This window comes from Streptococcus mitis, from assembly GCF_946188685.1.
Taxonomy (GTDB): Bacteria; Bacillota; Bacilli; order Lactobacillales; family Streptococcaceae; genus Streptococcus; species Streptococcus mitis_CC.
On sequence record NZ_CAMHWH010000004.1, the window covers coordinates 55,640 to 79,252 of the forward strand.

32 protein-coding genes are annotated in these 23,613 nt (G+C 40.1%); 26 read left to right on the top strand and 6 right to left on the bottom strand.

Translation table 11 applies throughout. The annotated features are described in order from the left end of the window. Position 1 precedes the first annotated feature (1 nt). The 3 genes from N8N51_RS04795 (at position 2) to N8N51_RS04805 (ending at position 2,527) form a co-directional block, all read left to right on the top strand. Positions 2-721: a hypothetical protein gene (locus N8N51_RS04795; RefSeq protein ID WP_049516002.1), complete on the top strand. Its 720-nt coding sequence runs from the start codon at positions 2-4 to the stop codon at positions 719-721. Positions 722-782: 61 nt separating this feature from the next. Beyond that, positions 783-1,469, top strand: a complete 687-nt coding sequence (locus N8N51_RS04800) for a response regulator transcription factor (RefSeq protein ID WP_000323581.1) — start codon at positions 783-785, stop codon at positions 1,467-1,469. Next, complete coding sequence (locus tag N8N51_RS04805) at positions 1,439-2,527, top strand: sensor histidine kinase (protein ID WP_261103681.1); 1,089 nt, start codon at positions 1,439-1,441, stop codon at positions 2,525-2,527. The genes N8N51_RS04800 and N8N51_RS04805 overlap by 31 nt, the downstream gene beginning before the upstream one ends. 179 nt (positions 2,528-2,706) lie before the next feature. Here N8N51_RS04805 and yidC read toward each other — a convergent pair whose 3' ends face one another. Together yidC and N8N51_RS04815 are read right to left on the bottom strand one after the other, a co-directional pair. Further along, entirely contained in the window at positions 2,707-3,633 is a 927-nt protein-coding gene (gene yidC / locus N8N51_RS04810) for a membrane protein insertase YidC (protein ID WP_084930395.1), read from the bottom strand. A 77-nt stretch (positions 3,634-3,710) separates the two neighbouring features. After that, positions 3,711-3,989, bottom strand: a complete 279-nt coding sequence (locus N8N51_RS04815; RefSeq protein WP_020903085.1) for an acylphosphatase — start codon at positions 3,987-3,989, stop codon at positions 3,711-3,713. Between the two features lie 33 nt (positions 3,990-4,022). On the opposite strand from N8N51_RS04815, the gene N8N51_RS04820 reads away from it, so the two are divergent. The 11 genes from N8N51_RS04820 (at position 4,023) to N8N51_RS04870 (ending at position 12,948) form a co-directional block, all read left to right on the top strand. Then, positions 4,023-4,763, top strand: a complete 741-nt coding sequence (locus N8N51_RS04820; RefSeq protein WP_084930396.1) for a TrmH family RNA methyltransferase — start codon at positions 4,023-4,025, stop codon at positions 4,761-4,763. 54 nt (positions 4,764-4,817) lie between these two features. Further along, positions 4,818-5,501, top strand: coding sequence for a Bax inhibitor-1/YccA family protein (locus N8N51_RS04825; protein ID WP_261100298.1), 684 nt, complete (start codon positions 4,818-4,820; stop codon positions 5,499-5,501). A gap of 112 nt (positions 5,502-5,613) precedes the next feature. Beyond that, entirely contained in the window at positions 5,614-6,606 is a 993-nt protein-coding gene (gene asnA / locus N8N51_RS04830) for an aspartate--ammonia ligase (RefSeq protein WP_000748005.1), read from the top strand. A gap of 64 nt (positions 6,607-6,670) precedes the next feature. After that, complete coding sequence (gene rsmD, locus N8N51_RS04835; RefSeq protein WP_023947078.1) at positions 6,671-7,210, top strand: 16S rRNA (guanine(966)-N(2))-methyltransferase RsmD; 540 nt, start codon at positions 6,671-6,673, stop codon at positions 7,208-7,210. After that, the gene (coaD, locus tag N8N51_RS04840; protein WP_254754144.1) at positions 7,200-7,688 is read left to right on the top strand and encodes a pantetheine-phosphate adenylyltransferase; all 489 of its coding nucleotides are present in this window, start codon (positions 7,200-7,202) and stop codon (positions 7,686-7,688) included. The genes rsmD and coaD overlap by 11 nt, the downstream gene beginning before the upstream one ends. Continuing rightward, complete coding sequence (locus N8N51_RS04845; RefSeq protein WP_261034962.1) at positions 7,672-8,709, top strand: SepM family pheromone-processing serine protease; 1,038 nt, start codon at positions 7,672-7,674, stop codon at positions 8,707-8,709. Before coaD ends, N8N51_RS04845 begins: the two co-directional genes overlap by 17 nt. 57 nt (positions 8,710-8,766) lie before the next feature. Continuing rightward, positions 8,767-8,997, top strand: coding sequence for a DUF1146 family protein (locus N8N51_RS04850; RefSeq protein ID WP_080975952.1), 231 nt, complete (start codon positions 8,767-8,769; stop codon positions 8,995-8,997). Positions 8,998-9,020: 23 nt separating this feature from the next. After that, on the top strand, positions 9,021-10,304 hold the full coding sequence (murA, locus tag N8N51_RS04855; RefSeq protein WP_261103685.1) for a UDP-N-acetylglucosamine 1-carboxyvinyltransferase: 1,284 nt from the start codon (positions 9,021-9,023) through the stop codon (positions 10,302-10,304). Further along, positions 10,297-10,485: a DNA-directed RNA polymerase subunit beta gene (locus N8N51_RS04860; RefSeq protein ID WP_025169706.1), complete on the top strand. Its 189-nt coding sequence runs from the start codon at positions 10,297-10,299 to the stop codon at positions 10,483-10,485. The genes murA and N8N51_RS04860 overlap by 8 nt, the downstream gene beginning before the upstream one ends. A gap of 38 nt (positions 10,486-10,523) precedes the next feature. After that, positions 10,524-11,348: a DNA-entry nuclease EndA gene (endA, locus tag N8N51_RS04865; RefSeq protein WP_049543728.1), complete on the top strand. Its 825-nt coding sequence runs from the start codon at positions 10,524-10,526 to the stop codon at positions 11,346-11,348. 268 nt (positions 11,349-11,616) lie between these two features. After that, a complete protein-coding gene (locus N8N51_RS04870; protein ID WP_049543730.1) occupies positions 11,617-12,948 on the top strand; it encodes a hemolysin family protein in 1,332 nt (443 codons plus the stop codon). Between the two features lie 269 nt (positions 12,949-13,217). Here the strand turns inward: N8N51_RS04870 and N8N51_RS04875 are convergent, their stop codons facing one another. The 3 genes from N8N51_RS04875 to N8N51_RS04885 all read right to left on the bottom strand — a co-directional run bounded on the left by N8N51_RS04875 (position 13,218) and on the right by N8N51_RS04885 (position 15,559). Continuing rightward, entirely contained in the window at positions 13,218-14,285 is a 1,068-nt protein-coding gene (locus N8N51_RS04875; protein ID WP_261103687.1) for a site-specific integrase, read from the bottom strand. Between the two features lie 238 nt (positions 14,286-14,523). Next, positions 14,524-14,781: a DUF4177 domain-containing protein gene (locus tag N8N51_RS04880; RefSeq protein WP_261103688.1), complete on the bottom strand. Its 258-nt coding sequence runs from the start codon at positions 14,779-14,781 to the stop codon at positions 14,524-14,526. A gap of 22 nt (positions 14,782-14,803) precedes the next feature. Beyond that, complete coding sequence (locus N8N51_RS04885; RefSeq protein WP_261103689.1) at positions 14,804-15,559, bottom strand: helix-turn-helix domain-containing protein; 756 nt, start codon at positions 15,557-15,559, stop codon at positions 14,804-14,806. A 203-nt stretch (positions 15,560-15,762) separates the two neighbouring features. On the opposite strand from N8N51_RS04885, the gene N8N51_RS04890 reads away from it, so the two are divergent. Both N8N51_RS04890 and N8N51_RS04895 read left to right on the top strand, forming a co-directional pair. Then, positions 15,763-15,966 carry a helix-turn-helix domain-containing protein gene (locus N8N51_RS04890; protein ID WP_261103690.1) on the top strand — a complete coding sequence of 68 codons (204 nt, stop codon included), beginning with the start codon at positions 15,763-15,765 and terminating at the stop codon, positions 15,964-15,966. A gap of 49 nt (positions 15,967-16,015) precedes the next feature. Then, positions 16,016-16,156: a hypothetical protein gene (locus tag N8N51_RS04895; protein ID WP_261103692.1), complete on the top strand. Its 141-nt coding sequence runs from the start codon at positions 16,016-16,018 to the stop codon at positions 16,154-16,156. Here the strand turns inward: N8N51_RS04895 and N8N51_RS04900 are convergent. Further along, positions 16,130-16,522, bottom strand: coding sequence for a DUF2513 domain-containing protein (locus N8N51_RS04900; protein ID WP_261103694.1), 393 nt, complete (start codon positions 16,520-16,522; stop codon positions 16,130-16,132). The genes N8N51_RS04895 and N8N51_RS04900 overlap by 27 nt on opposite strands. Before the next feature lie 331 nt (positions 16,523-16,853). On the opposite strand from N8N51_RS04900, the gene N8N51_RS04905 reads away from it, so the two are divergent. From N8N51_RS04905 to N8N51_RS04950, 10 genes are read left to right on the top strand one after another with little or no spacing between them, the layout of a single operon-like run. Continuing rightward, positions 16,854-17,138, top strand: coding sequence for a DNA-binding protein (locus N8N51_RS04905; RefSeq protein WP_261078000.1), 285 nt, complete (start codon positions 16,854-16,856; stop codon positions 17,136-17,138). Positions 17,139-17,147: 9 nt separating this feature from the next. Further along, positions 17,148-17,333, top strand: a complete 186-nt coding sequence (locus tag N8N51_RS04910; protein ID WP_261103695.1) for a hypothetical protein — start codon at positions 17,148-17,150, stop codon at positions 17,331-17,333. Then, positions 17,330-17,527: a hypothetical protein gene (locus N8N51_RS04915; protein WP_261103696.1), complete on the top strand. Its 198-nt coding sequence runs from the start codon at positions 17,330-17,332 to the stop codon at positions 17,525-17,527. The genes N8N51_RS04910 and N8N51_RS04915 overlap by 4 nt, the downstream gene beginning before the upstream one ends. 4 nt (positions 17,528-17,531) lie before the next feature. Further along, entirely contained in the window at positions 17,532-17,759 is a 228-nt protein-coding gene (locus N8N51_RS04920; protein ID WP_084887117.1) for a hypothetical protein, read from the top strand. Then, positions 17,746-19,056: an AAA family ATPase gene (locus N8N51_RS04925; RefSeq protein ID WP_261103697.1), complete on the top strand. Its 1,311-nt coding sequence runs from the start codon at positions 17,746-17,748 to the stop codon at positions 19,054-19,056. The genes N8N51_RS04920 and N8N51_RS04925 overlap by 14 nt, the downstream gene beginning before the upstream one ends. Before the next feature lie 3 nt (positions 19,057-19,059). Further along, the gene (locus N8N51_RS04930) at positions 19,060-20,178 is read left to right on the top strand and encodes an ATP-binding protein (protein ID WP_261103698.1); all 1,119 of its coding nucleotides are present in this window, start codon (positions 19,060-19,062) and stop codon (positions 20,176-20,178) included. A gap of 45 nt (positions 20,179-20,223) precedes the next feature. Further along, positions 20,224-20,646, top strand: coding sequence for a hypothetical protein (locus N8N51_RS04935; RefSeq protein ID WP_261103699.1), 423 nt, complete (start codon positions 20,224-20,226; stop codon positions 20,644-20,646). Between the two features lie 2 nt (positions 20,647-20,648). Next, positions 20,649-21,386, top strand: a complete 738-nt coding sequence (locus N8N51_RS04940) for a hypothetical protein (RefSeq protein WP_261103700.1) — start codon at positions 20,649-20,651, stop codon at positions 21,384-21,386. Positions 21,387-21,399: 13 nt separating this feature from the next. Beyond that, on the top strand, positions 21,400-21,969 hold the full coding sequence (locus tag N8N51_RS04945) for a hypothetical protein (protein ID WP_049515383.1): 570 nt from the start codon (positions 21,400-21,402) through the stop codon (positions 21,967-21,969). A 10-nt stretch (positions 21,970-21,979) separates the two neighbouring features. Further along, positions 21,980-23,563: a DEAD/DEAH box helicase gene (locus N8N51_RS04950; protein WP_261103701.1), complete on the top strand. Its 1,584-nt coding sequence runs from the start codon at positions 21,980-21,982 to the stop codon at positions 23,561-23,563. The last annotated feature ends 50 nt before the right edge of the window (positions 23,564-23,613 follow it).

Here is a 23,613-nt window from a genome sequence, read left to right on the forward strand (position 1 = left end):
GTTGAAAGAACAACTTAAAAGTGAGTATCTCAAGTTTATTATGAATCCTTGGCACTGGTTGATTATAGGTGCTCTATTACTGTGTATTCCGGCGATGGTTGTTTTTTTAAATAGTAAGCCAGACCAGTTGACTCTACAGTTTGTTTTGGAACAGCTACTGCAAAGTCTCTATTTAGGACAGGCAGGTTTCGTTAGTCTAGCGGTTCTATTTATAGGTCAAGAATTTACAGGTTCTAGCCTTCGTACCAGTTTTCTTACATGTCCAAATCGTTTGAAATTTATAATCTGTAAACTAGCTATTGTATTATGTGTGGAAATTGTATTATTGGTCGCTGTAATATCATTATGTATACTAATCGCCCAAGGATACTACAATATCAATCTTTTGAGTAATATTAAACATGTTCTGACAATCCTATTTCCAGCATGTATTTCTATTCTAACCTTCTCTCTTTTAAGTGGTATTTTTGTATTTATTTCCCAGTCTTTTATCTTAATTTTGGGAATCAGTTTATCCCTTTTATTGGGGTTGGGACAAATGTTACTACAATTCAGTTCTTTTTTTAGAAATTTACCATTACTAGCTAGTATGAATTGTTTTTATACCCATCCCTTGTCGCTTTATTATCCAGTGTGGCAAGGCTTAGGGATACAAATAGTTTGGTTATTAATTGTTTTTCTATTTGCTACATTGATACTTATAGGAAGAAATGTACGCTAAAGACAGGGGATGTCCTGTCTTTTTCTTGGTTAGTGCTATAATATAGTTAGGAGGGTGAGTTATGGCTTATAAAATTTTGGTGGTAGATGATGATCTCGCTATTCTTCGCCTAATAAAAAAAGTACTAGAATATGAAAAATATGAAGTAGTCATACGAAATAAGATAGAAGAGATTGATCTTTGTGATTTTACAGGCTTTGACTTGATTCTATTAGATATTATGATGCCTGTTAGTGGTTTAGAGATCTGTCAGATGATTCGCGAACAGATAACTGTTCCTATCTGTTTTATAACTGCTAAGGATATGGATGAAGATTTAGTAGCTGGAATTAATGCAGGTGCTGATGATTATATTATGAAGCCCTTTAGTATGCAAGAATTGTTAGCACGTGTTAAAATGCACTTACGTCGTGAAGAACGGATTAAAGGAAATGTTCATCAAATAAAGATTGGGAAGCTTATACTATATACGGATAGTAAGGAACTATTTGTAAACGATGATAAGATTGCTCTGACAAGGAGGGAATTTGACATAGTGAATCTTTTGGCAAGCAACCCAAGTAAAATATATTCTATTGAGGAAATTTATAATTATCTATATCCACAAAGTTCAGAAGCGCTCTTACGTTCGGTTTCAGAGTACATTTATCAAATTCGTCAAAAGTTGAAACCTTATCAATTAAATCCAATTAAAACCTTATACGGTGGAGGATATCAATGGGTAGAATCAAAAGTTTTAGACAATTAATTCGAGAAACCTGTTGGAGAATTATTTGGCAGTTTAGTCTTGGCTTACTAATGGCCTATCTTATTCCCTTAGCTTCAGTATCTATACAAATAAATGAAGATGGGAAAACTTTAAACAATAGTGGTGTTCTATCAATCTTTTTTAATGTGTCATCATGGATATATATTTGTGTTTTATTGATTGTTCTAATAAGTTATCACATTGGAAAATTGTTGAAAAAACTGAGTTATGAAATGACTTTGATTTATGAAAATAGTATGTGGTTGAAGAAGGAATGTACAGAAAGTTTAACGGTTAAAGAATTTCGCGAGACAGGAAATCGGATTATTGTGATGCAAGATAGAATTCGACAATTAATAGTTAATGAGAAACAGCAGAAGGAAGATTTGATGTTTCAGGTTTCAGCAGCTTCTCATGATTTAAAAACTCCCTTAACCATTATTAGGGGAAATGTGGAATTTTTGCAGACGATAACTGAAAACGACCAATCTCAAGAATGCTTAGCAGATATAGAAAGAGCTAGTCAACAGTTACTAGATTATTTCAATCAATTGATTCACTATTCTAAAACCTATTATGATGATGAGACAGGTTGGACGGAGTATTCCTCTTCAGATTTTATCAATGAATTAGAGAAAGAAGTCTCTTTTTTGATAAAAAATCAGATGAAGTTTTCTTTTGAACAAAATGTGAAAGGAACTGAAAACTATTATATAAATCCATCTCTTCTGATTCGTGCCATACAAAATATTTTAACAAATGCTTTGGAATACGCCGATAAACAGAATCCTAAAATTAACATTAGGGTAGAGAAAGAGGAGAAAGAATTGAAAATAGGCATATGGAATAATGGCTCGGAATTTCCAGATGAAGTTTTAACTAATTTTGGAAAGCTCTTTTATCGTATGGATAAAGCTAGATCGGTTAAAGAGCAACATTATGGTATTGGACTTAGTTTTGTATGTAGAGTTGCAAAACTACACAAAGGCCGAGTTGAGCTTAGAAATAGAGACGCGGGAGCAGAAGTTTTAATAACTGTGAATTGTATTAAATCATAGTGATTTACTTGTTAATTTATGATTGAATAGTTTTTTATATGTGAGCTTTTAAACTATTTAACGTTTTCGATTAGTATAAGATGTAACGGTAGATAATAAAAACGAATGAATGATATCTAGTTGATGAAAACTATTTATCATTCATTCGTTTTTTTAATTATTGGATAATTTACGTAGCCTTATCTCGAACGTTGTTTTCCAGCGTTGCGATTTTTGTGTTTTTTCTTGCTTGAGATAGCAGTTGGTTGTTCAGGAGTAACGTCTTTTCGTCCACTTGGTGTAGAGAAAGCACGTGCTTTTGGTGGGTTCTTGGCCAGTTCTTCACGGACTTTTTTGCGAAGTTTTGGACGAACGATATAGTTGACGATAAACTGTTGGAGAATCATCATGAAACCACCGACAACCCAGTAAAGTGTGACACTAGCTGGTGAGAAGAGGGAGAAGACGACGATCATGAGTGGGCTCATGTAAATCATTTTCTTGATTTGTTCTCTTTGCATTTCATCTTCTACTCCGTGAAGTGAAAGGAGCGATTGAAGATAGTAAAGAATACCAGCGAAGGCAACCAAAATCATACTTGGAGAACCTAGAGGAATTCCTAGGTAGCTTGCTTGAGCAACACCTTCAGTATGTTGAGCAGCAAAGTAGATAGCTGAGAAGAAAGGCATTTGAAGGAGGATAGGGAAACATCCTACACCACCAAACATGCTGATGCCGTGCTCTTTCTGAGCGGCAAAGAGAGCTTGTTGGGCTTCGAGTTTTTCTTCTTGAGTCGTTGCTTCTTTGAGACGTGTTTGGTGTGGCTCAAGGACGTGCTTGAGGGCGTTCATCTTTTCAGAGTGAAGCGTTGCCTTCCATGATTGGTAGATACCCAGTGGCAAGATAATCAAGCGCACGATAATAGTTACGATGATGATAGCAACCCCAAAACCAAGTCCCTTGTCATTGGCGAAGTACTTGATAGCTTCTCCCATCGGAGCACCCAAGAAATCCCAAACGGGACCAATTGGCTTACCTGTTGCTTTATCAATCTGAACGCAACCAGTCAAGACTAGCAACATAGCCACTCCCATAGCTGAGAGTGCAAAACGTTTAATAGATTTCACTGTTTTTATTCCTTCTTTAAAAATTATACCTTTCTATTCTACTGTTTTTTTACAAAATATACAATAGTTCTAGAGACCTAATTTGCGATTTTAAAGTCAGGGTAGGGAGGAAAGTTACTCAGTTGGACATCTAAGTAGCTGACTTTTGAAAAAGGTGTGGGTCCTTTGCGGATTTCTTGGATAAATTTTGCCATGATAGCAGATGAGTCTGCTTGGGCTAATATTTCCACTGTGCCATCGTCGTTATTCCATACCCGACCTGTGATGCCACCAATTTCAAGTGCCAAGCTGTAAACACCCCAACGAAAGCCGACTCCCTGTACCCTACCTTGGGCAATCATTCTAACCTTTTGCATACCAAACCCCTTTGATTGTGTTATAATATTTCTATGACTATTATAACCTCAAAAGCCAATTCTGTGGTAAAAAATGCCAAGAAATTACACCAAAAAAAATACCGCAAGTCTGCTTATTTGATTGAAGGCTGGCACTTGTTTGAAGAAGCTGTGCAAGCTGGGGTGACGATTGAGAAAATCTTTGCCTTAGAAAATTACCGAGATCAGTTAGCTGCCTTTCCGCAAACTGTCTGGGTGTCAGAGGATATTTTGCTAGATTTGGCGGATTCTCAGACTCCACAGGGAATTGTTGCCGTGGTTCAAAAAGAAGAAGTAGGGCAAGCTGACTTTAGTCAGGGTAAGTTCTTGTTTTTGGAAGATGTGCAAGATCCTGGTAATGTGGGAACTATCATTCGGACTGCGGATGCAGCAGGTTTTACTGGAGTGATTGTTTCAGATAAGTCGGCAGATATCTACAGTCTCAAGACCCTACGTTCGATGCAAGGCAGTCATTTTCATCTGCCTATTTACCGAATGTCTAGTCAAAGACTTCTCGAGGGAGCTAAAGAAGCAGGTATCCCAGTGCTGGCAACAACCCTATCTAAAGATTCTGTTGATTACAGAGAACTGTCTCCTATAGAAAATTTTGTACTAGTCATGGGAAATGAGGGTCAAGGAATTAGTCCCCTCATGGCTGAAAGTGCAGACCAGTTGGTTCACATTAGTATGAAGGGACAGGCGGAGAGTTTGAATGTTGCCGTTGCAGCAGGTATTTTAATTTTCCATTTAAGCTAATTTTAACTTTCTTTGTTATAATCAAGGAAAGATGTTCATAGAAAAGGAGAAAAGATGAATCACACTATTATTCATGACCGTACTGGTCTCAATCAATTTTACGCTAAGGTTTATGCCTTTGTTGGGCTAGGAATCGGGCTATCCGCCTTGGTATCTGGCCTCATGTTGACGGTTTTTCAGTCTCAGTTGGTTTACTTTTTGATGCAGGGACGTCTCTGGTTGACCATTGCAACCCTTGCGGAGCTAGCACTAGTCTTTGTTGCCAGTAGCATGGCCTTAAAGAATAGTCCAGCTGCTCTTCCAGTATTTTTACTTTACTCCGTTTTAAACGGCTTTACCCTCAGTTTTGTGGTGGCCTTCTATACTCCGGGTACAGTTTTATCCGCCTTTGTGTCGAGCGCCCTTCTCTTCTTTGTCATGGCGGCAGTCGGTATGTTCACCAAGAAAGATTTGAGTGGCCTTGGTCGGGCTATGATGGCGGCGCTTATCGGTTTGCTGATTGCCATGGTAGTTAATATTTTCTTGGCTAGTGGTTTCTTTGATTATATGATTAGCGTAGCCATGGTCTTGGTCTTCTCTGGGCTGATTGCTTGGGACAACCAAAGAATTCGTCTCGCTTATGAACAATCACAAGGCCGTGTAGCGACAGGTTGGGTTGTGTCAATGGCTCTCAGTATCTATCTTGATTTTATCAATCTCTTCCTAAGTATTCTACGTATCTTCGGTCGTAATGACTAGAAGGTCCCTAACATCAGTGTTCGAAGGAACACTGATTTTTTTCGTATTTGCTCTTTCCTTTTCTTGAAAATAGGTGTATAATGCTTTTAATTAATTTTTTGAGGAGTAGTTTATGAAGAAAAGTTTTATTCATCAACAAGAAGAGATTTCCTTTGTCAAAAACACTTTTACCCAGTATTTGAAAGATAAGTTAGAAGTTGTCGAAGTTCAAGGTCCTATCTTGAGCAGGGTTGGCGACGGGATGCAGGATAATTTATCAGGTGTGGAGAATGCCGTATCGGTCAAGGTTCTCCAAATTCCTGATGCTACTTATGAAGTGGTACATTCACTTGCTAAATGGAAACGCCATACCTTGGCTCGTTTTGGTTTCGGTGAAGGTGAAGGTCTTTTCGTCCACATGAAGGCCCTTCGTCCAGACGAAGATTCGCTTGATGCGACTCACTCTGTTTATGTTGACCAGTGGGATTGGGAGAAAGTTATCCCAAATGGTAAGCGTAACATTGCCTACCTAAAAGAAACAGTTGAGAAGATTTACAAGGCTATTCGCCTGACTGAGCTAGCTGTTGAAGCCCGCTATGACATCGAATCAATCTTGCCAAAACAAATCACTTTTATCCATACAGAGGAGTTGGTCGAGCGCTACCCAGACTTGACGCCGAAAGAGCGTGAAAATGCTATCTGTAAAGAATTTGGAGCAGTCTTCTTGATTGGTATCGGTGGTGAATTACCAGACGGTAAACCGCACGATGGACGTGCACCAGACTACGATGACTGGACAAGTGAGTCTGAAAATGGCTATAAGGGTCTGAATGGCGATATTCTTGTTTGGAATGAGTCTCTGGGTGGAGCCTTTGAATTGTCTTCTATGGGGATTCGTGTAGATGAAGAAACCCTTCGCCGTCAGGTAGAAATCACCGGTGATGAGGACCGTTTAGAATTGGAATGGCACAAGGCTCTATTGAATGGCCTATTCCCGTTGACAATCGGTGGAGGAATTGGACAATCTCGTATGGCTATGTTCCTACTTCGCAAGAAACACATCGGAGAAGTGCAAACAAGTGTTTGGCCTCAAGAAGTTCGCGATACTTACGAAAATATTTTGTAGAGAATCGAACCGCAAGGTTCGATTTTCTTTCTCTTTTCGCCCATAATTTGGTATAATAAACGGTATGAAAATCGTATCAGGAATCTATGGGGGACGTCCCCTCAAGACACTAGAAGGCAAGACGACAAGACCAACTTCGGATAAGGTTAGGGGAGCTATTTTTAACATGATTGGTCCCTACTTTGAAGGTGGACGAGTCTTGGACCTGTATGCAGGTAGTGGTGGTTTATCTATCGAGGCAGTATCGCGTGGCATATCCAGCGCTGTTTTGGTGGAGCGAGACCGTAAGGCTCAGGCTATCGTGGCTGAAAATATTCAGATGACCAAGGAAGTTGGAAAATTTCAACTCCTCAAGATGGATGCAGAAAGGGCATTGGAACAGGTAGCTGGAGAATTCGACCTCATTTTCTTAGACCCTCCTTATGCCAAGGAACAAATCGTAGCAGATATTGAAAAAATGGCTGAGAGAGAGCTTTTTTCTGAAGATGTCATGGTCGTGTGTGAGACGGATAAGGCCGTTGAACTTCCAGAAGAAATTGCCTGCCTGGGCATCTGGAAGGAAAAGATTTATGGAATTAGTAAGGTGACAGTCTATGTCAGATAAGATTGGCTTATTCACAGGCTCATTTGATCCGATGACAAATGGGCATCTGGATATCATTGAACGGGCGAGCAGACTTTTTGATAAGCTCTATGTCGGTATTTTTTTAAATCCCCACAAACAGGGATTTCTCCCTCTTAAAAATCGTAAACGGGGGCTAGAAAAGGCTTTGGAACATTTGGAAAATGTTGAAGTCGTGTTTTCACATGATGAATTGGTGGTTGATGTTGCAAAAAGACTGGGGGCTACCTTTCTGGTACGAGGCTTGAGAAATGCAACGGATTTGCAATATGAAGCCAGTTTCGATTACTACAATCATCAGCTGTCTCCTGATATAGAAACCATTTATTTACATAGCCGACCTGAACATCTCTATATCAGTTCATCAGGTGTTAGAGAGCTTTTGAAGTTTGGTCAGGATATTGCCTGCTATGTTCCTGATAGTATTTTGGAGGAAATAAGAAATGAAAAAAAAGATTAGATGGCCCTTATATGTCATTGCGGCCTTAATTGTGACTTTCTTGGCATTTGTAGTGCCCTTGCCCTACTATATAGAAGTTCCAGGTGGTTCGGAAGATATTCGCCAAGTCCTTAAAGTCAATGATACAGAAGATAAGGAAGCTGGTGCCTATCAATTCGTAACGGTTGGTGTCCAGCACGCTACTTTAGCTCATATGATTTATGCTTGGTTGACGCCTTTTACAGATATTCGTAGTGCTCAGGAGACAACAGGTGGTTCTTCCGATGTTGAATTTATGCGGATCAATCAATTCTACATGCAGACATCGCAAAATATGGCCAAGTATCAAGGACTAAAAACAGCTGGTAAGGATATTGAACTTAAATACCTTGGAGTTTATGTTTTGACTGTGACGGATAATTCGACCTTTAAAGGGATTCTCAACATCTCTGATACGGTCACAGCAGTCAATGATCAGACCTTTGACAGTTCTAAAGACCTGATTGATTACGTTAATTCTCAAAAATTAGGGGACTCCGTCAAGGTCACCTATGAAGAGGATGGGCAAACCAAGTCTGCAGAAGGAAAAATCATTACTCTAGAAAATGGCAAAAATGGAATTGGAATCGGCTTGATTGACCGTACAGAAGTGACCAGTGATGTTCCTATTCGTTTTTCAACAGCTGGTATTGGCGGTCCAAGTGCGGGTCTCATGTTTAGTCTGGCCATCTATACTCAAATAGCTGATCCAGGCCTTCGCAACGGCCGTATCGTTGCTGGTACAGGAACAATTGATCGCGATGGGAATGTGGGGGACATTGGAGGTATTGATAAGAAAGTTGTAGCTTCGGCTAGAGAAGGTGCTGCGATTTTCTTTGCTCCAGATAACCCTGTTAGCGAAGAAGAACAAAAAGCGCATCCGGATGCGAAAAACAACTACCAAACAGCCCTAGAAGCAGCCAAAACAATCAAGACTGATATGAAAATTGTGCCAGTTAAAACCCTACAAGATGCAATTGATTACTTGAAAACCAATCCCTAGTTTTTGAGTGAAGTTTCCAAACTAGCGCACAAACAGAGAAGATGGTATAATAGTCAAATGGTTCAATTATTATTCACTCTAAGCAGTCATATGCTCTTTATTTATGTGAGTTTTTACCTTTTAAAGGATCTTGTTAGATGGGAAAAGGTTTTAAAAGTGACAGCTGAGAATACAAGAAAAGTTCGTTTGCTAGTAGCCTTTTTCAGCATTGTAATGGGCTACATCATGAGTTCTTTCTTTATCAGCCTGTATCAGTTGTGGCAAGAAGCGCTTAGAGGATTATTATAAAATCAAATGTAAAGGAAATAAGTATGGAAAAAATTGTGGTTCAAGGTGGCGATAATCGTCTGGTAGGAAGTGTTACGATTGAAGGAGCAAAGAATGCAGTCTTGCCCTTGTTGGCAGCGACTATTCTAGCAAGTGAAGGAAAGACTGTCTTGCAGAATGTTCCTATCCTGTCAGATGTTTTCACTATGAATCAGGTGGTTCGTGGTTTGAATGCCAAGGTGGATTTTGATGAGGAGGCTCATCTTGTCGAGGTGGATGCGACCGGTGATATCACTGAGGAAGCTCCTTACAAGTATGTCAGCAAGATGCGCGCATCTATCGTTGTCTTGGGGCCAATCCTTGCCCGTGTAGGCCATGCCAAGGTATCCATGCCAGGTGGTTGTACGATTGGTAGTCGCCCTATTGATCTTCATTTGAAAGGTCTAGAAGCTATGGGGGCTAAGATCAGTCAGACAGCTGGTTATATCGAAGCCAAGGCTGATCGCTTACATGGAGCTCATATCTATATGGACTTCCCAAGTGTTGGTGCTACTCAGAACTTGATGATGGCAGCGACTCTAGCTGATGGGGTAACAGTGATTGAAAATGCTGCGCGTGAGCCTGAGATTGTTGACCTAGCCATTCTCCTCAATGAAATGGGAGCTAAGGTTAAGGGTGCTGGTACAGAGACCATTACCATTACCGGTGTTGAGAAACTTCATGGTACGACTCACAATGTAGTCCAAGACCGTATCGAAGCCGGAACCTTTATGGTGGCTGCTGCCATGACTGGTGGTAATGTCTTGATTAAAGACGCTGTCTGGGAGCACAACCGTCCCTTGATTGCCAAATTGCTTGAAATGGGAGTGGAAGTGACAGAGGAGTCTGAAGGAATTCGAGTTCGATCTCAACTAGAAAATTTAAAAGCTGTTCATGTGAAAACCTTGCCCCACCCAGGTTTTCCAACGGATATGCAGGCCCAATTTACAGCCTTGATGACCGTCGCAAAAGGGGAATCAACTATGGTGGAGACAGTTTTCGAAAATCGTTTCCAACATCTAGAAGAAATGCGTCGCATGGGCTTGCACTCTGAGATTATCCGTGATACAGCTCGTATTGTTGGTGGTCAACCTTTGCAGGGGGCAGAAGTTCTTTCAACTGACCTTCGTGCCAGTGCTGCCTTGATTTTGACAGGTTTGGTAGCACAAGGAAAAACTGTAGTTGGTAAATTGGTTCACTTGGATAGAGGTTATTACCGTTTCCATGAGAAGTTGGCGCAGCTAGGTGCTAAGATTCAGCGGATTGAGGCAAGTGATGAAGATGAATAAGAAATCAAGCTACGTAGTCAAGCGTTTACTTTTAGTCATCATAGTACTGATTTTAGGTGTTTTAGCCCTAGGAATTGGTTTAATGGTCGGTTATGGAATCTTGGGCAAGGGTCAAGATCCATGGGCTATCCTGTCTCCAGCAAAATGGCAGGAATTAATTCATAAATTTACAGGAAATTAGGCTGGAGAACCAGTCTTTTTCTAGAGATAAGGAGAAAAATGGATAAAAAAACAAGACAGACACTAATCGGACTGCTAGTGTTATTGCTTTTGTCTGCAGGGAGCTATTATATCAAGCAGATGCAGTCGACAGCTAATAGTCCCAAAACCAAGCTTAGTCAGAAAAAACAAGCGTCTGAAGCTCCTAGTCAAGCATTGGCAGAGAGTGTCTTAACAGACGCAGTCAAGAGTCAAGTAAAAGGGAGTCTGGAGTGGAATGGCTCGGGTGCTTTTATCGTCAATGGTAATAAAACAAATCTAGATGCCAAGGTTTCAAGTAAACCCTACGCTGATAATAAAACAAAGACAGTGGGCAAGGAAACCGTGCCAACTGTAGCAAATGCCCTCTTGTCTAAGGCTACTCGCCAGTATAAAAATCGTGAAGAAACGGGGAATGGTTCGAATTCATGGACTCCTCCGGGATGGCATCAGGTTAAGAATCTAAAGGGGACTTATACTCATGCGGTCGATAGAGGTCATTTATTAGGCTATGCCTTGATAGGTGGCTTGGATGGTTTTGATGCCTCGACAAGCAATCCTAAAAATATTGCTGTTCAAACAGCCTGGGCAAATCAGGCGCAAGCCGAGGATTCGACAGGGCAAAACTACTATGAAAGCATGGTACGCAAGGCCTTGGATAAAAACAAGCGTGTCCGTTACCGTGTAACCCTTTATTACGCTACAAATGAGGATTTAGTTCCTTCAGCTTCACAGATTGAAGCCAAGTCTTCAGACGGAGAATTGGAATTCAATGTTCTAGTTCCCAATGTTCAAAAGGGGCTTCAACTGGATTACCGAACTGGAGAAGTAACGGTCACTCAGTAAAAGATAAGATAAACTCCTATGTCACTTGTGGATGTAGGGGTTCTTTTTTGGACAATTTAAGTAGGACTAGAATAGACACTGATACTCAATGAAAATCAAAGTGCAAACTAGGAAGCTAGCCGTAGGTTGCTTAAAGCACAGCTTTGAGGTTGCAGATGAAGCTGATGTGGTTTGAAGAAATCTTCGAAGAGTATGAGAAAAAATAATATGTACTGGACTAAATTTTGTGATATAATAAAGGATAAGTTACTATTTTAGGAGAAGAACTATGGAAGACCCAAGTAGTCAGAATTTGTTGCTACAATTTGTTTTATTGTTTATCTTGACGGTATTAAATGCCTTTTTCTCAGCTACAGAAATGGCCATGGTGTCACTAAACCGTGCGCGGGTTGAACAAAAGGCAGAAGAAGGAGATAGACGCTATATCCGTCTGCTGAAGGTACTAGAAAATCCTAACCACTTTTTATCAACTATTCAAGTAGGGATTACCCTGATTACGATTTTGTCAGGGGCGAGTTTGGCAGAAACTCTGGGACGAGAAATTGCATCTTGGCTTGGAAATGGCGAAACAGCTTATGCTATTGCAAGTTTTCTATCTTTAGCATTTTTGACTTATATTTCCATCGTTTTTGGGGAATTGTATCCTAAAAGAATCGCTCTTAATCTAAAGGATGCCTTGGCGATTCGTACAGCGCCAGTTATCATTGGGCTTGGGAAACTAGTTAGTCCCTTTGTTTGGCTCTTGTCTGCATCTACCAATCTCTTGAGTCGCTTGACTCCTATGACCTTTGACGATGCTGATGAAAAAATGACCCGTGATGAAATTGAGTACATGTTGACAAATAGTGAAGAAACACTAGATGCTGACGAAATTGAAATGTTACAAGGAATCTTTTCACTGGACGAATTAATGGCCAGAGAAGTCATGGTTCCTCGAACGGATGCCTTTATGGTAGATATTCAGGATGATAGTCAAACCATCATCCAAAGTATTTTAAAACAAAATTATTCTCGTATCCCTGTCTATGATGGGGATAAGGACAATGTGATTGGGATTATTCATACCAAGAGTCTCCTTAATGCGGGCTTTGTGGACGGTTTTGACAATATTGTTTGGAAGAAAATCTTACAAGATCCTCTTTTTGTTCCTGAAACTATTTTTGTGGATGACTTGTTAAAAGAATTACGCAATACCCAAAGACAAATGGCGATTTTGTTAGATGAATACGGTGGAATGGCTGGTTTGGTGACACTTGAAGACCTCTTAGAGGAAATCGTTGGGGAAATCGATGACGAAACAGATAAGGCTGAAATCGAAGTTCATAAAATTGGAGAAGATACTTATATTGTTCAAGGTACCATGAATCTCAATGATTTTAATGACTACTTTGATGTTGAACTGGAAAGTGATGACGTTGATACCATCGCTGGTTACTATTTGACAGGAGTGGGGACCATTCCAACGACTGAAAAGCTCAGCTATGAGTTGGTAAGCCAAAACAAACAGCTTATCCTAACCAATGATAAAGTGAAAAATGGACGTGTTACCAAGGTAAAAGTCCAAATTACCGAAGTTGAAATAGAAGAAGAAACAGAGTAAACTAGAGGCTTTTGTCATCATGCGTGACAAAGCTTTTTTCAGTTGATTTCAAAAGGGAATTGTGTCCTCGAAAAACTCAACCCCAACCTAGTCCCAAAAGTTTTTTAAGGTTATACGTATTTATTTGAGGGAAAAAGAAAAAAGCCCTTTAAATTGGGCTTTCTGTTTAAATGAAACCTGATAAATCAAGTTATAGAAGGCGGTAGACGGATTAAAAACCATTGATTTATCGGGCTTTGTGGGTATTTTGCCCCAAATCCGCCCCAAATTTAAGCCGTTAGAAATATTTCTTTTATTTGCTCGAAGTTTTTATCTGCCAAGGCTTCCATTTGGTGTGAGTATACTTTTAGGGTTATATCTGGGCTCTCATGTCCTAATAGCTTCGATATAGTTACAATGTCTATCCCTTTGAATATCAAGTAAGAAGCGTAAGTGTGTCTTAGGCTGTGGTTTCTGACAGGCCTGCCTACCAGTTTCTTAATGAGTTTGTTACAAGCAGAGTTTGAAACTCCAAAACAAACACGGTTCTTTATGTTCGCTTGCCAGTATTTTTTTCTATAAGTTTTTAAAGTCTCAATCGTATTCTTATCGATTGGGATTTTTCTTTTTGAACTCTCGTTTTTTAAGTCTCCAAAATCTTGAGTCTTGGAATAGTCAAATGACTTGTTTATATCTATTATTCCATTTTGTAAGTCTATGTCATTCCACGTTAAGCCTAGAGCCTCAGAGAAGCGAATACCAGTGACTGAAAGGAGGTAGAGAGTGAAATAGGACACATACTGTATATTCGAGCGTGTGGATGAAATCAGAGCCTTATATTCGCTCTCTTCCAAGAAGTCGTTATCCTCTGACCTGGTTTCTATCTGAGATTTGACTTTGGCATCTTCAGCGAAGTTGTAACTGATTACTTGTTCCCTGACTGCTACTTTTAAAGCGCCTTTGATTTGATAATGGAATTTTTCGAGGGTTTCCTGGGCGTATTTCTCACCAAACTCATTGAGCCGTTTTTGATAATACAAGGGAGTGATATCTTTTACTTTTAACTCTCCAAAATAAGTCTCGATATGCTTTAGGTTTTTAGTGTATGTATCCCAGGTCTTATCCTTGACGTGAGGTCGTTTGTATACATTGGACCATGTTTTGACAAAATCATAAAGTGTGACATCTTTGTCTGTTAGGATATTCTCGGATAAGTTTTCCTCTATCTCTCTTGCTGCAGCTTGAGCCAGTTTCTTGGTCTTAAATCCACTTTTTGACTTTTGCTTGTATTTGCCATTTTTGTCTTTGTAAGAGATACGATATTCCCAACCGTTATCCCTTTTTCTGAAATATGCCATTGAATTTGTACCTCTTTTTTGATAAAATGGGTACAAGAAAAATAGCTTTTTTAATGCTTTTTTCTTGTCTAAAGCCTCACGCTCTCGGTCGCCAAACTTCTGAGCGTGGGGCTTTTTGAGTTGTTTCCAAAATGGAAACAGTTGGTTTTCACTATTGTTCGTTACAGGCTATCTAAAGCTGTTTTTTGTATCTCCCCCTGCACTCTCTAAGTTTGAAGATGCAGAGTGTGGGGATTTTTTAAATTTTCTCAAATACCATAGTCGCTTGGATACGGTCACCACCACCAAAACCAGAACTACCACCACTAGCAGTGCTTATTGTGTGAAGTCTATAGCCTTTGCCTGCTTGTTCGTTGATAACCTCTTCTAAGGCTGTAAGGTTACGCGACCCTGTACCAAAAAGTTTCTCTTTTAAAGTTACCTGTAAGACAACATATTGTAAATCTTCAGCTTCTGAAGCGACTGAAAGAGTGCTAGGTCCTTTAAACATTCCCATTGTAATTACCTACTTTCTTTTTTTATTTTTCTCTATACACGCTGACAACCTCTCCGATAGTTCGGATGTCGTCTTCTTCTGTTAGGTGGATTTCTTCATAGCTATTGTTGAGGCTTTGCAAGTACCAGCCGCCGTTATAGTCACGTTTCAGCTTTTTAACGAAGTTTTTACCGTTGATTTGGAAAATGCCGATGTCATTGATATCTACTTGACTAGTGACCCGGATAAAGAGTAGGTCGTTGTCTTCAATCATTGGTTCCATGGAGTCACCAGCTACTTTTGCGATGGTGTCGTAGTCTTCAGGGACATCTTCGGCACGCAATCTCACTTCCATGTGGAGATTGTCTTCTTGGAAAGTTCCATGTCCTGCTGCAACCAAGCCTTCTACGTAGTCAGTGATATAGTCGTCATTTTGAGACTTATTAAAAATAGAAATAATATTAGAGCTTTCCTGCTCGTCAAGTTGAGCATTGGCAAAGTCGAGGACCTTCTCTTGCCTAGGTTCTTCTAGTTGGTTGTAGATGGTTAGGATTTCAGGGTGTTCGTTTTGTGTAGTAATCTTTCCAAGTTTAGTGTCTGACAGTCCTAAAAGATAGTCAGAAGTGACGTTAAAAATTTCTGCTAATTTCTTTAGGTCTTTACCTTTAGGAAAATTCTCATTTTTCTCCCATTTCGAAACAGTAGTATAGGTTTTCATGCCAAGAATTTCTGAAAGTTCAGTCTGTGTCATATTACGACTTTCTCTCAATTTTCTTATCCGGCCTCCCAATTGTTCCATAGGATGTCTCCTTTTTGTTTTTTTGATAAGTAAATTATATCAGAATCATGATTATAAATCAAGTATATAAGAAAAAAGTTTTAAATAAAATACAAAAAGAACATTTTTTTTAAAAAAAGAGAAAATAAATCATATAAAACACTTGACACAAGATTTAAAATCATATAAAATATAATCATCATCAAGAAAGGAGTGATTCACATATGGTCTCTATCGCTGAATTAAGAGCCAGACATAATAAGATGTCACAGCGTGAACTAGCAAAAAAATTAGGCGTTACTCAAACATCTATTAGCAACTGGGAAAAAGACCAGACTAAGATTTCAGGCGAGTATCTTATTAGTCTAGCTTTATTTTTTAATGTGTCTACTGATGATATTCTTGGAATAAATAAGCAAGTCACATAAAAAATTTTCAACAATATATGATTTTAAATCATATTAGAAAGGAGTACGGATGGACGAACTAAAAATAAGAGAAGATGGTATTTATTTGAATAACCAAAAATTAAAAGGTGTGCAAGCAATCAAAACAAAAAGCACGGCTGAAAGCAACCATGCTACTGTCTACTTAAAATTTATTGCCAAGCTGATTTGAAATGAGGTTGGTAATAACTTGTGATGAAATATCTTTAAGGACATCCAGTGAAAAAGAACCAACATTCTTTGCTATATCTTTTGTCCGATTCCAATTGGTATCTTGGCGAATATCATTAATGAACTGATGACCTTTGGGAGATAAGTCTCTTACCATACAACCTCCGCCAATGAAGTACGAAACTTTATCAATAAACAATTCAGAATGTTCGCATTGTCTTATATGATACATTATTTCGTCAACTTCATACTTTGGTTGTAAATTGCTGAAGTCATCGGGTTCGGTATACTTGGCATATGTTTTGAAAGTAGTTTTACTTTCAATATCTAGCAGTATGTCCCTTATACAATCAGGATTTAATTTCATCAGAATTACCTCGTTTTATTTTTATTATACCAAATTTAGAAAGGAATTAGAGAGTGAGCGAAAAAACATTGTCAAATAATCTTAGTAAGATTGATCTGGAAATCAAACGATTTTTGTCTGTTCCTTTAAGATTAAAAATTTTACGAGAATGTTTGTTATATTTGTTCTTCAAAATGGCTAATGATACGACAGATATAACGGTAGGGAAGTCTACCGTACATTCTAGCGATGGAACAAGTAAGACAATCTATACAGTAACTGTATATGACTAAGAAAAAAAGCACCTGACGGCAATCAGGCACTAACTAAAAATATTCAAGGAAATTATATCATGAATGACTTAATGAATCAATTATTAGACCAGTTTGAAGCTGGATTGATGGATAGAACTTTAAAAGTGATGAACGTCATCACAGATGAAAAGAAACGTTATCCAATGGAATTAAACAAGTCGCAATGTTCTGAGATGTTGCTTGGTACAAGAGACACAGGAACATTTGATGATCGTTTTAATAGTCATAAGGATTTTCCACGGATAGAAGGAAAGCGTGAGAAATACCCTCGAGATGCGGTCATTGAATGGTATCACAAAAACTGGCAACGGACCGCAATTTAGGAAAATAGAATGAACTTACTGACAAAACTAAAAAATCGATTATCCAAAGAAATCAATACCGACTGGAAAATCGTTGCATTAGACTTAAACCGGGAGTTGATTGATCTTCAAGAAAAATACCAACAAGCAAATCAGCATATAGCTGATCTTGAAAAAATCGTAGCAATCTATAAAGAAAAGGAAAACTCAAAATGATGGAATACCTTTATTTCGTGACAATCGCAGGAATTGGACTATGGTCGCTAGTGAATACACTGGATAACTACGCTGAAATGAAGCAAAAAGAGTGCCAGCTGATGGCAAACAATGTCGCACGGATGAATCTGAGAAATTCAGATAAGCAATTTACTTATGATGTAGAGCCGCCTGTAGGGCTAGTTAAGGAGTAGAAACATGAACAGAAAATATAAAACCAAAGGAACACAAGAACCAACACCACGTATCAGAGTAGCTCGCGAACACTATGAGCGTATTATAGACCTCGCGGATGAGTGCGATATGAAATTGATTGACGTTTTAAACCAGCTACTTGATTTCGCTCTTGAATATGCGGAAGTTGAAGAGATTCAAATACCTGTCAAATCTTTAAGAGTCGGAGGAGAAAAAGATGGTGACGATTAATAAACTAGAAATTGAAAACGTCAAGCGCGTTAAAGCAGTCAAATTAGAGCCGTCAGCGACTGGTTTGACAATCGTGGGTGGAAATAACAACCAGGGGAAAACAAGCGTATTGGACGCGATTGCTTGGGCGCTGGGAGGCAATAAGTATAAACCTAGCCAAGCTCAGAGAGAAGGTAGTACAATTCCGCCTAGCTTAAAAATCACGCTATCAAATGGCTTGATTGTAGAGCGCAGTGGTAAGAACAGCACTCTCAAGGTGATTGACCCAAGCGGCAATAAGGCTGGTCAAAACTTGCTTGATAGCTTTGTGGAAGAACTGGCTATCAACTTACCAAAATTCATGGAGCAGACCAGCAAAGAGAAGGCTAAAACTCTGTTGCAGATTATCGGAGTTGGTCCGCAATTGGCTGAACTGGAGATGCAAGAAAAGGCCAAGTATGACGAGCGCCACGCAATTGGTGTGATTGCTGACCAAAAGGAGAAGTTCGCAAAAGAACAACCTTACTACCCAGATGCACCGAAAGAGCTAGTCTCTATCGCTGAGCTTATCCAACAACAACAAGCTATCCTTGCTAAGAATGGCGAGAACGCTCGCAAGCGCCAGAACTTGGTATCTATCCAGATACAACACGCTTCAGCAGCTGCAGAGGTTGAGCGATTAGAGCAATTGCTTGCTGACGCAAAAGCAAAAGAAAGTCAGTTAGCTCAAGACTTGGCTATCGCGAATACCGACGCCATGGACCTTCTCGATGAATCAACTGAGGAGATTGAAAACAACATCGCAGAGATTGACGAAATCAATCGTAAAGTGCGTGCTAATCTGGACAAGGATAAAGCAGAAGAAGATGCCAAGGGTTATCGCGAGCAATACAAGGAACTTGATAATGTGATTGCTGACATCCGCAAGCAGAAGACAGACTTGCTTACTAATGCAGATTTACCGTTACCTGGTTTGTCCGTGGATGATGGCGAATTGCTCTACCTTGGACAGCGCTGGGATAACATGTCTGGTAGTCAGCAGCTGCAAGTTGCGACTGCAATCGTGCGTAAATTGAAACCAGAGTGTGGCTTTGTGTTAATTGACAAGCTGGAACAAATGGATCAGTTAACTCTACAAGAATTTGGCGCGTGGCTTGAGCAAGAAGGTTTGCAAGCTATTGCAACTAGGGTTTCAACGGGAGATGAGTGTAGCATTCTGATTGAAGACGGGTATAGCGTTAAACCAGTGAAGTTTGAAAGTTCCGCTCAGCAAGGACACGCCGAAACAGTCGCACCAACATGGCAAGGAGGTTTTTAAAACATGCAAATCACAAGAGGAAAACGGGCACGAGCTCAAAAGATAGTTATCTACGGTCCGGAAGGAATTGGCAAGTCCACGTTTGCTGCTGAATTCCCAAATGCGGTCTTCATCGATACGGAAGGTTCGACAGATAACATGGATGTGGCACGACTCGACAAGCCGACCAGCTGGACCATGCTGATCAATGAGATTGCTTTTATTAAGGCTAATCCAACTGAGTGTGGGACTCTCGTTATCGACACAATCGATTGGGCTGAAGCTTTGGCAGTTAATTACATCTGTTCGCAACATGGTAAGCAAGGAATTGAGGATTTTGGCTGGGGCAAAGGCTACACCTATGTCCAAGAAGAAATGGGACGTTTCTTGAATAGCTTGTCTGATTTGGTTGATATGGGTATCAATGTAGTATTGACTGCACACGCTCAAATCAAGAAGTTTGAACAGCCGGACGAGATGGGTTCTTACGACCGATACGAATTGAAACTTGGCCAAAAGACAGGTTCTAAGACGGCACCGCTTGTCAAAGAATGGGCAGACATGGTTCTATTTGCCAATTACAAGACCTTGGTCATGACGACTGATAACGGTAAGAAGAAAGCGCAGGGCGGTGAGCGTGTGATGTATACCAACCATCGGCCGGCGTGGGATGCCAAGAACCGACATGGGTTACCTGACGAAATGCCATTTCATTACGCTGGAATCGCTCATATCTTTGCGAGTCAGCAAACGCAACCTATTCCATCGCAACCTCAGACAGTCACTCCAGAACCTCAGCAGGCCACACAGCAAGCTCCTGAGCAAGTTCAAGAAGAATTGCCTCTCGATATGTCACAGGTAGCTGAAAAGCCTCAAAATGAAGCTCCTGGCACGCCACAGACACCACCTGAGCAATATCACACGAACTTGCCAAAGAGTTTGACAGACCTCATGGCGCAAGGTAACGTGACGGAAGAAGAACTTCAAAAAGTCGCTTACATTCGCGGGCATTTTCCACTAGGGACTCCTATTGAAAGTTTTCCGACTGACTACTGGGATATGATTGTCGCTCATTGGCAAGCAACTGTGGAAGTTATTGAAAATCAAGTTAGAAAAGAACCAGAATTGCCCTTTACGGTGTAGATTTTGGGAATTAGAAATCATAGCAAGGTATAACAAGAGGTATCTATGAAAGATAAAACTATTAAAATCGATTTATCAAAAATCGCCAATACAGCCTTACAAGAGAAGGTTGATAAAGAGTTAGAAAAAGTTCTTGATAACATCCTGGATCCAAATACGGAAGCTAAGGCAACTCGTAAGGTTACTATCACACTAACAATGTCAACAGATGATGAACGTACAGTTGTTAAGACAGGCATGGAAGTAAAATCCACTTTGGCACCGCAGAAAGGTGTTGCAACAACTGTCATTGTCGGTCGTGATGATGCTGGTAAAATCCACGCTAATGAACTTAAAAGTGGTATCCCTGGACAAACTTACTTTGATGACAATGGTGATATGAGAACAGATACTAGGGAACTCATCGAAAAAGTCGAACAACAAAATACAAATATTATTGATTACAACAAAAAGAAAGCAGGTAACTAACCATGACAGAAAATATTAAAGATGCATTATCATACGCAGTCGAACTAGCGGGTAAAGAAAACAAAATCATTCGTTCAGAAACCGGGAAGGAATATTTTGACAGCAATGAATATAACTTACAGGAACTTAACCCTCGTAAGTACGCACCTATCCTTGAGCTTCAGACGCTCAAAAGTCTAGTTGACTATCTCAAATCAGATAACGATTTCATCAACGGTCGTAAACTTGTAGTTGTCGTGGACAGTTTCCATAGGGTATCTGTATATGATCAAGTTGATTTTGAAAATGGTAAACGTCCTCAGCTCGTATCTGTAAAAGCAACCGTTCCAGTTATTCCTTTTAGCAATTGGCGCGACCAGGAAGAATTCAATATTATGCTGCAGTCTATGTTTATCAATGATGCAGATCGCAATCTAGTTTTAGATTTTGCTAGTCACTTAAAAATCGAAAAAGGGGCAGAGGCTCAAGATAACGGCGTTACACAAACGGTGACTGTTCGTGATGGTGTAGCAAGCCTAGCACAAGCTAAAACTCCAAATCCAGTAACCTTACGACCATATCGTACCTTCAATGAAGTAGAACAACCAGCAAGTCAGTTTGTATTCAGAGTTAACAAATCAGCGAATCTAGCTCTCTTTGAAGCGGACGGGGGCAAATGGAAATTAGATGCTGTTAAAAACATCTCAGATTATTTAAAAACAGAACTTGCAAACAACGATAGAATCACAATTTTAGCATAAGGAGAAAAACAACATGACACAACAACAATACAACAACTTTGAACGCGAATTTGGATGGGAAGATACGATTGAAAAAGATTCGGAATACGTCCTACTACCTGACGGTTTATACCACTTTACAGTAATCGGTATGGAGCGTACACGACACACGCCAAATCCACAAAATCCCGGGAAATTGCCAGCGTGTAACAAGGCTATCGTCAGCATCAAAATCGTAGCTAACGAAGGTGAAACAGAACTGCGTCACAACCTATTCCTGCACAGCTCAACCGAAGGAATGCTATCTGCTTTCTTTGCTGCAATTGGCCAAAAGAAAAAAGGCGAACCACTTCGCATGAATTGGAATACAATCATCGGCGCAACCGGTGTATGTAAAGTCGGAACTCGACAGTACAAGGAAAATAATTATAACGAAGTTAAGTCAATGCTCTATCCTGAAGATGTGGATTACACAAAAGTATTAAATCAACAACCAGGGCAAGTTACACAAGCAAGCTACCAGCAACCACAGCAACCGCAACAGTCGAATTTTGCACAACAACCACAACAGCCACAAGCTGGATACCAAGCTGGGCAATTCTAGGAGGTAAGGGATGCAATTAAGACCTTATCAACAGGAAGCACGGGAAGCTGTACAGGCTGAATGGGCTAAAGGTCGCAAACGCACGCTCTTAGTATTACCAACAGGATGCGGAAAGACGATTGTGTTTTCCAAAATCATCGAAGACCAAGTGAAAAAGGGCAAGCGTGTGCTTGTCCTTGCTCATAGGTCCGAATTGCTGGAGCAAGCTAGCGACAAGCTCAAAACTGCGACCGGGCTTGGCACAGCACTAGAGAAAGCTGAGAATACCTCTATCGGTTCCTGGTATCGGGTCGTCGTTGGCTCTGTTCAGACCATGCAAAGAGAGAAACGATTGAGACAGTTTCCGACTGATTGGTTCGATACGATTGTAGTAGATGAAGCACATCATGCTATTTCAGATGGTTACCAGCGTGTGCTTGGCTATTTTGAGAAGTCGGATGTATTAGGGGTTACTGCCACACCAGACCGTGGAGATATGAAAAACCTTGGGTCTTACTTCGATAGCCTCGCTTATGAATATTCGTTGGTACAAGCTATCAAAGAAGGCTACTTATCTAAAATCAAGGCTTTGACAATTCCGCTAAGTTTGGATTTATCAAATGTCAGCATGTCGGCAGGCGATTTCAAGGCGAGCGACGTCGGAACAGCACTGGATCCATACCTGGAGCAGATAGCTGACGAAATGGTCAAGCAATGTGCTGACCGTAAAACAGTTGTATTCTTGCCTTTGGTAAAGACCTCGCAGAAGTTTCGCGATATTCTGAATGCAAAAGGTTTTCGCGCTGCTGAAGTCAATGGAGAGTCCAAGGACCGTGCTGAAATTTTAGAAGACTTTGAAAAAGACCGCTATAACGTGCTTTGCAATTCGATGTTATTAACTGAAGGGTGGGATTGCCCGTCAGTTGATTGCGTGGTAGTGCTAAGGCCTACTAAAGTACGAGCGCTCTATTCTCAAATGGTGGGGCGTGGTACTCGTCTGCATCCAGGGAAGGAAGAATTACTCTTGCTAGACTTCCTCTGGCATACAGAACGCCACGAGCTATGCCGTCCAGCTCATTTAATCTGTGAGACTCCAGAAGTCGCTCAGAAAATGGTTGAGAACATGGAAGAGCAAACTGGTGTAATGCTTGACCTCGAAGATATGGAAGTCAAGGCAACCGAGGACGTCGTCGCACAGCGTGAAGAAGCCTTGGCCAAACAATTGGAAGAAATGCGCAAGCGTAAACGCAAACTAGTAGATCCGTTGCAATTTGAAATGTCTATCCATGCTGAAGACTTGTCGAATTACGTACCTAACTTTGGAATCGAGCAGTCTCCTCCAACAAAAAATCAGTTACAAGCCTTAGAAAAATTTGGAATTTTTACTGACGAAATCGGGAATTACGGTAAAGCTAGCAAGTTACTAGACCGACTTAGCAAGCGACAGTCAGAAGGTCTGACCACACCGAAGCAGATTCGATTATTGGAAAGATATGGCTTTAGAAATGTCGGTCTATGGAGCTTTGAAAATGCTAAAAATATGATAAATAGAATAGCAAGCAGCGGTTGGAGACTTCCGCAAAATGTTAATCCTAAAGAATATGTGCCAAATTAAAAAAGTTCTTTGAAAATTTAATAAAAACACTTGACTAATGTCTGACAAAA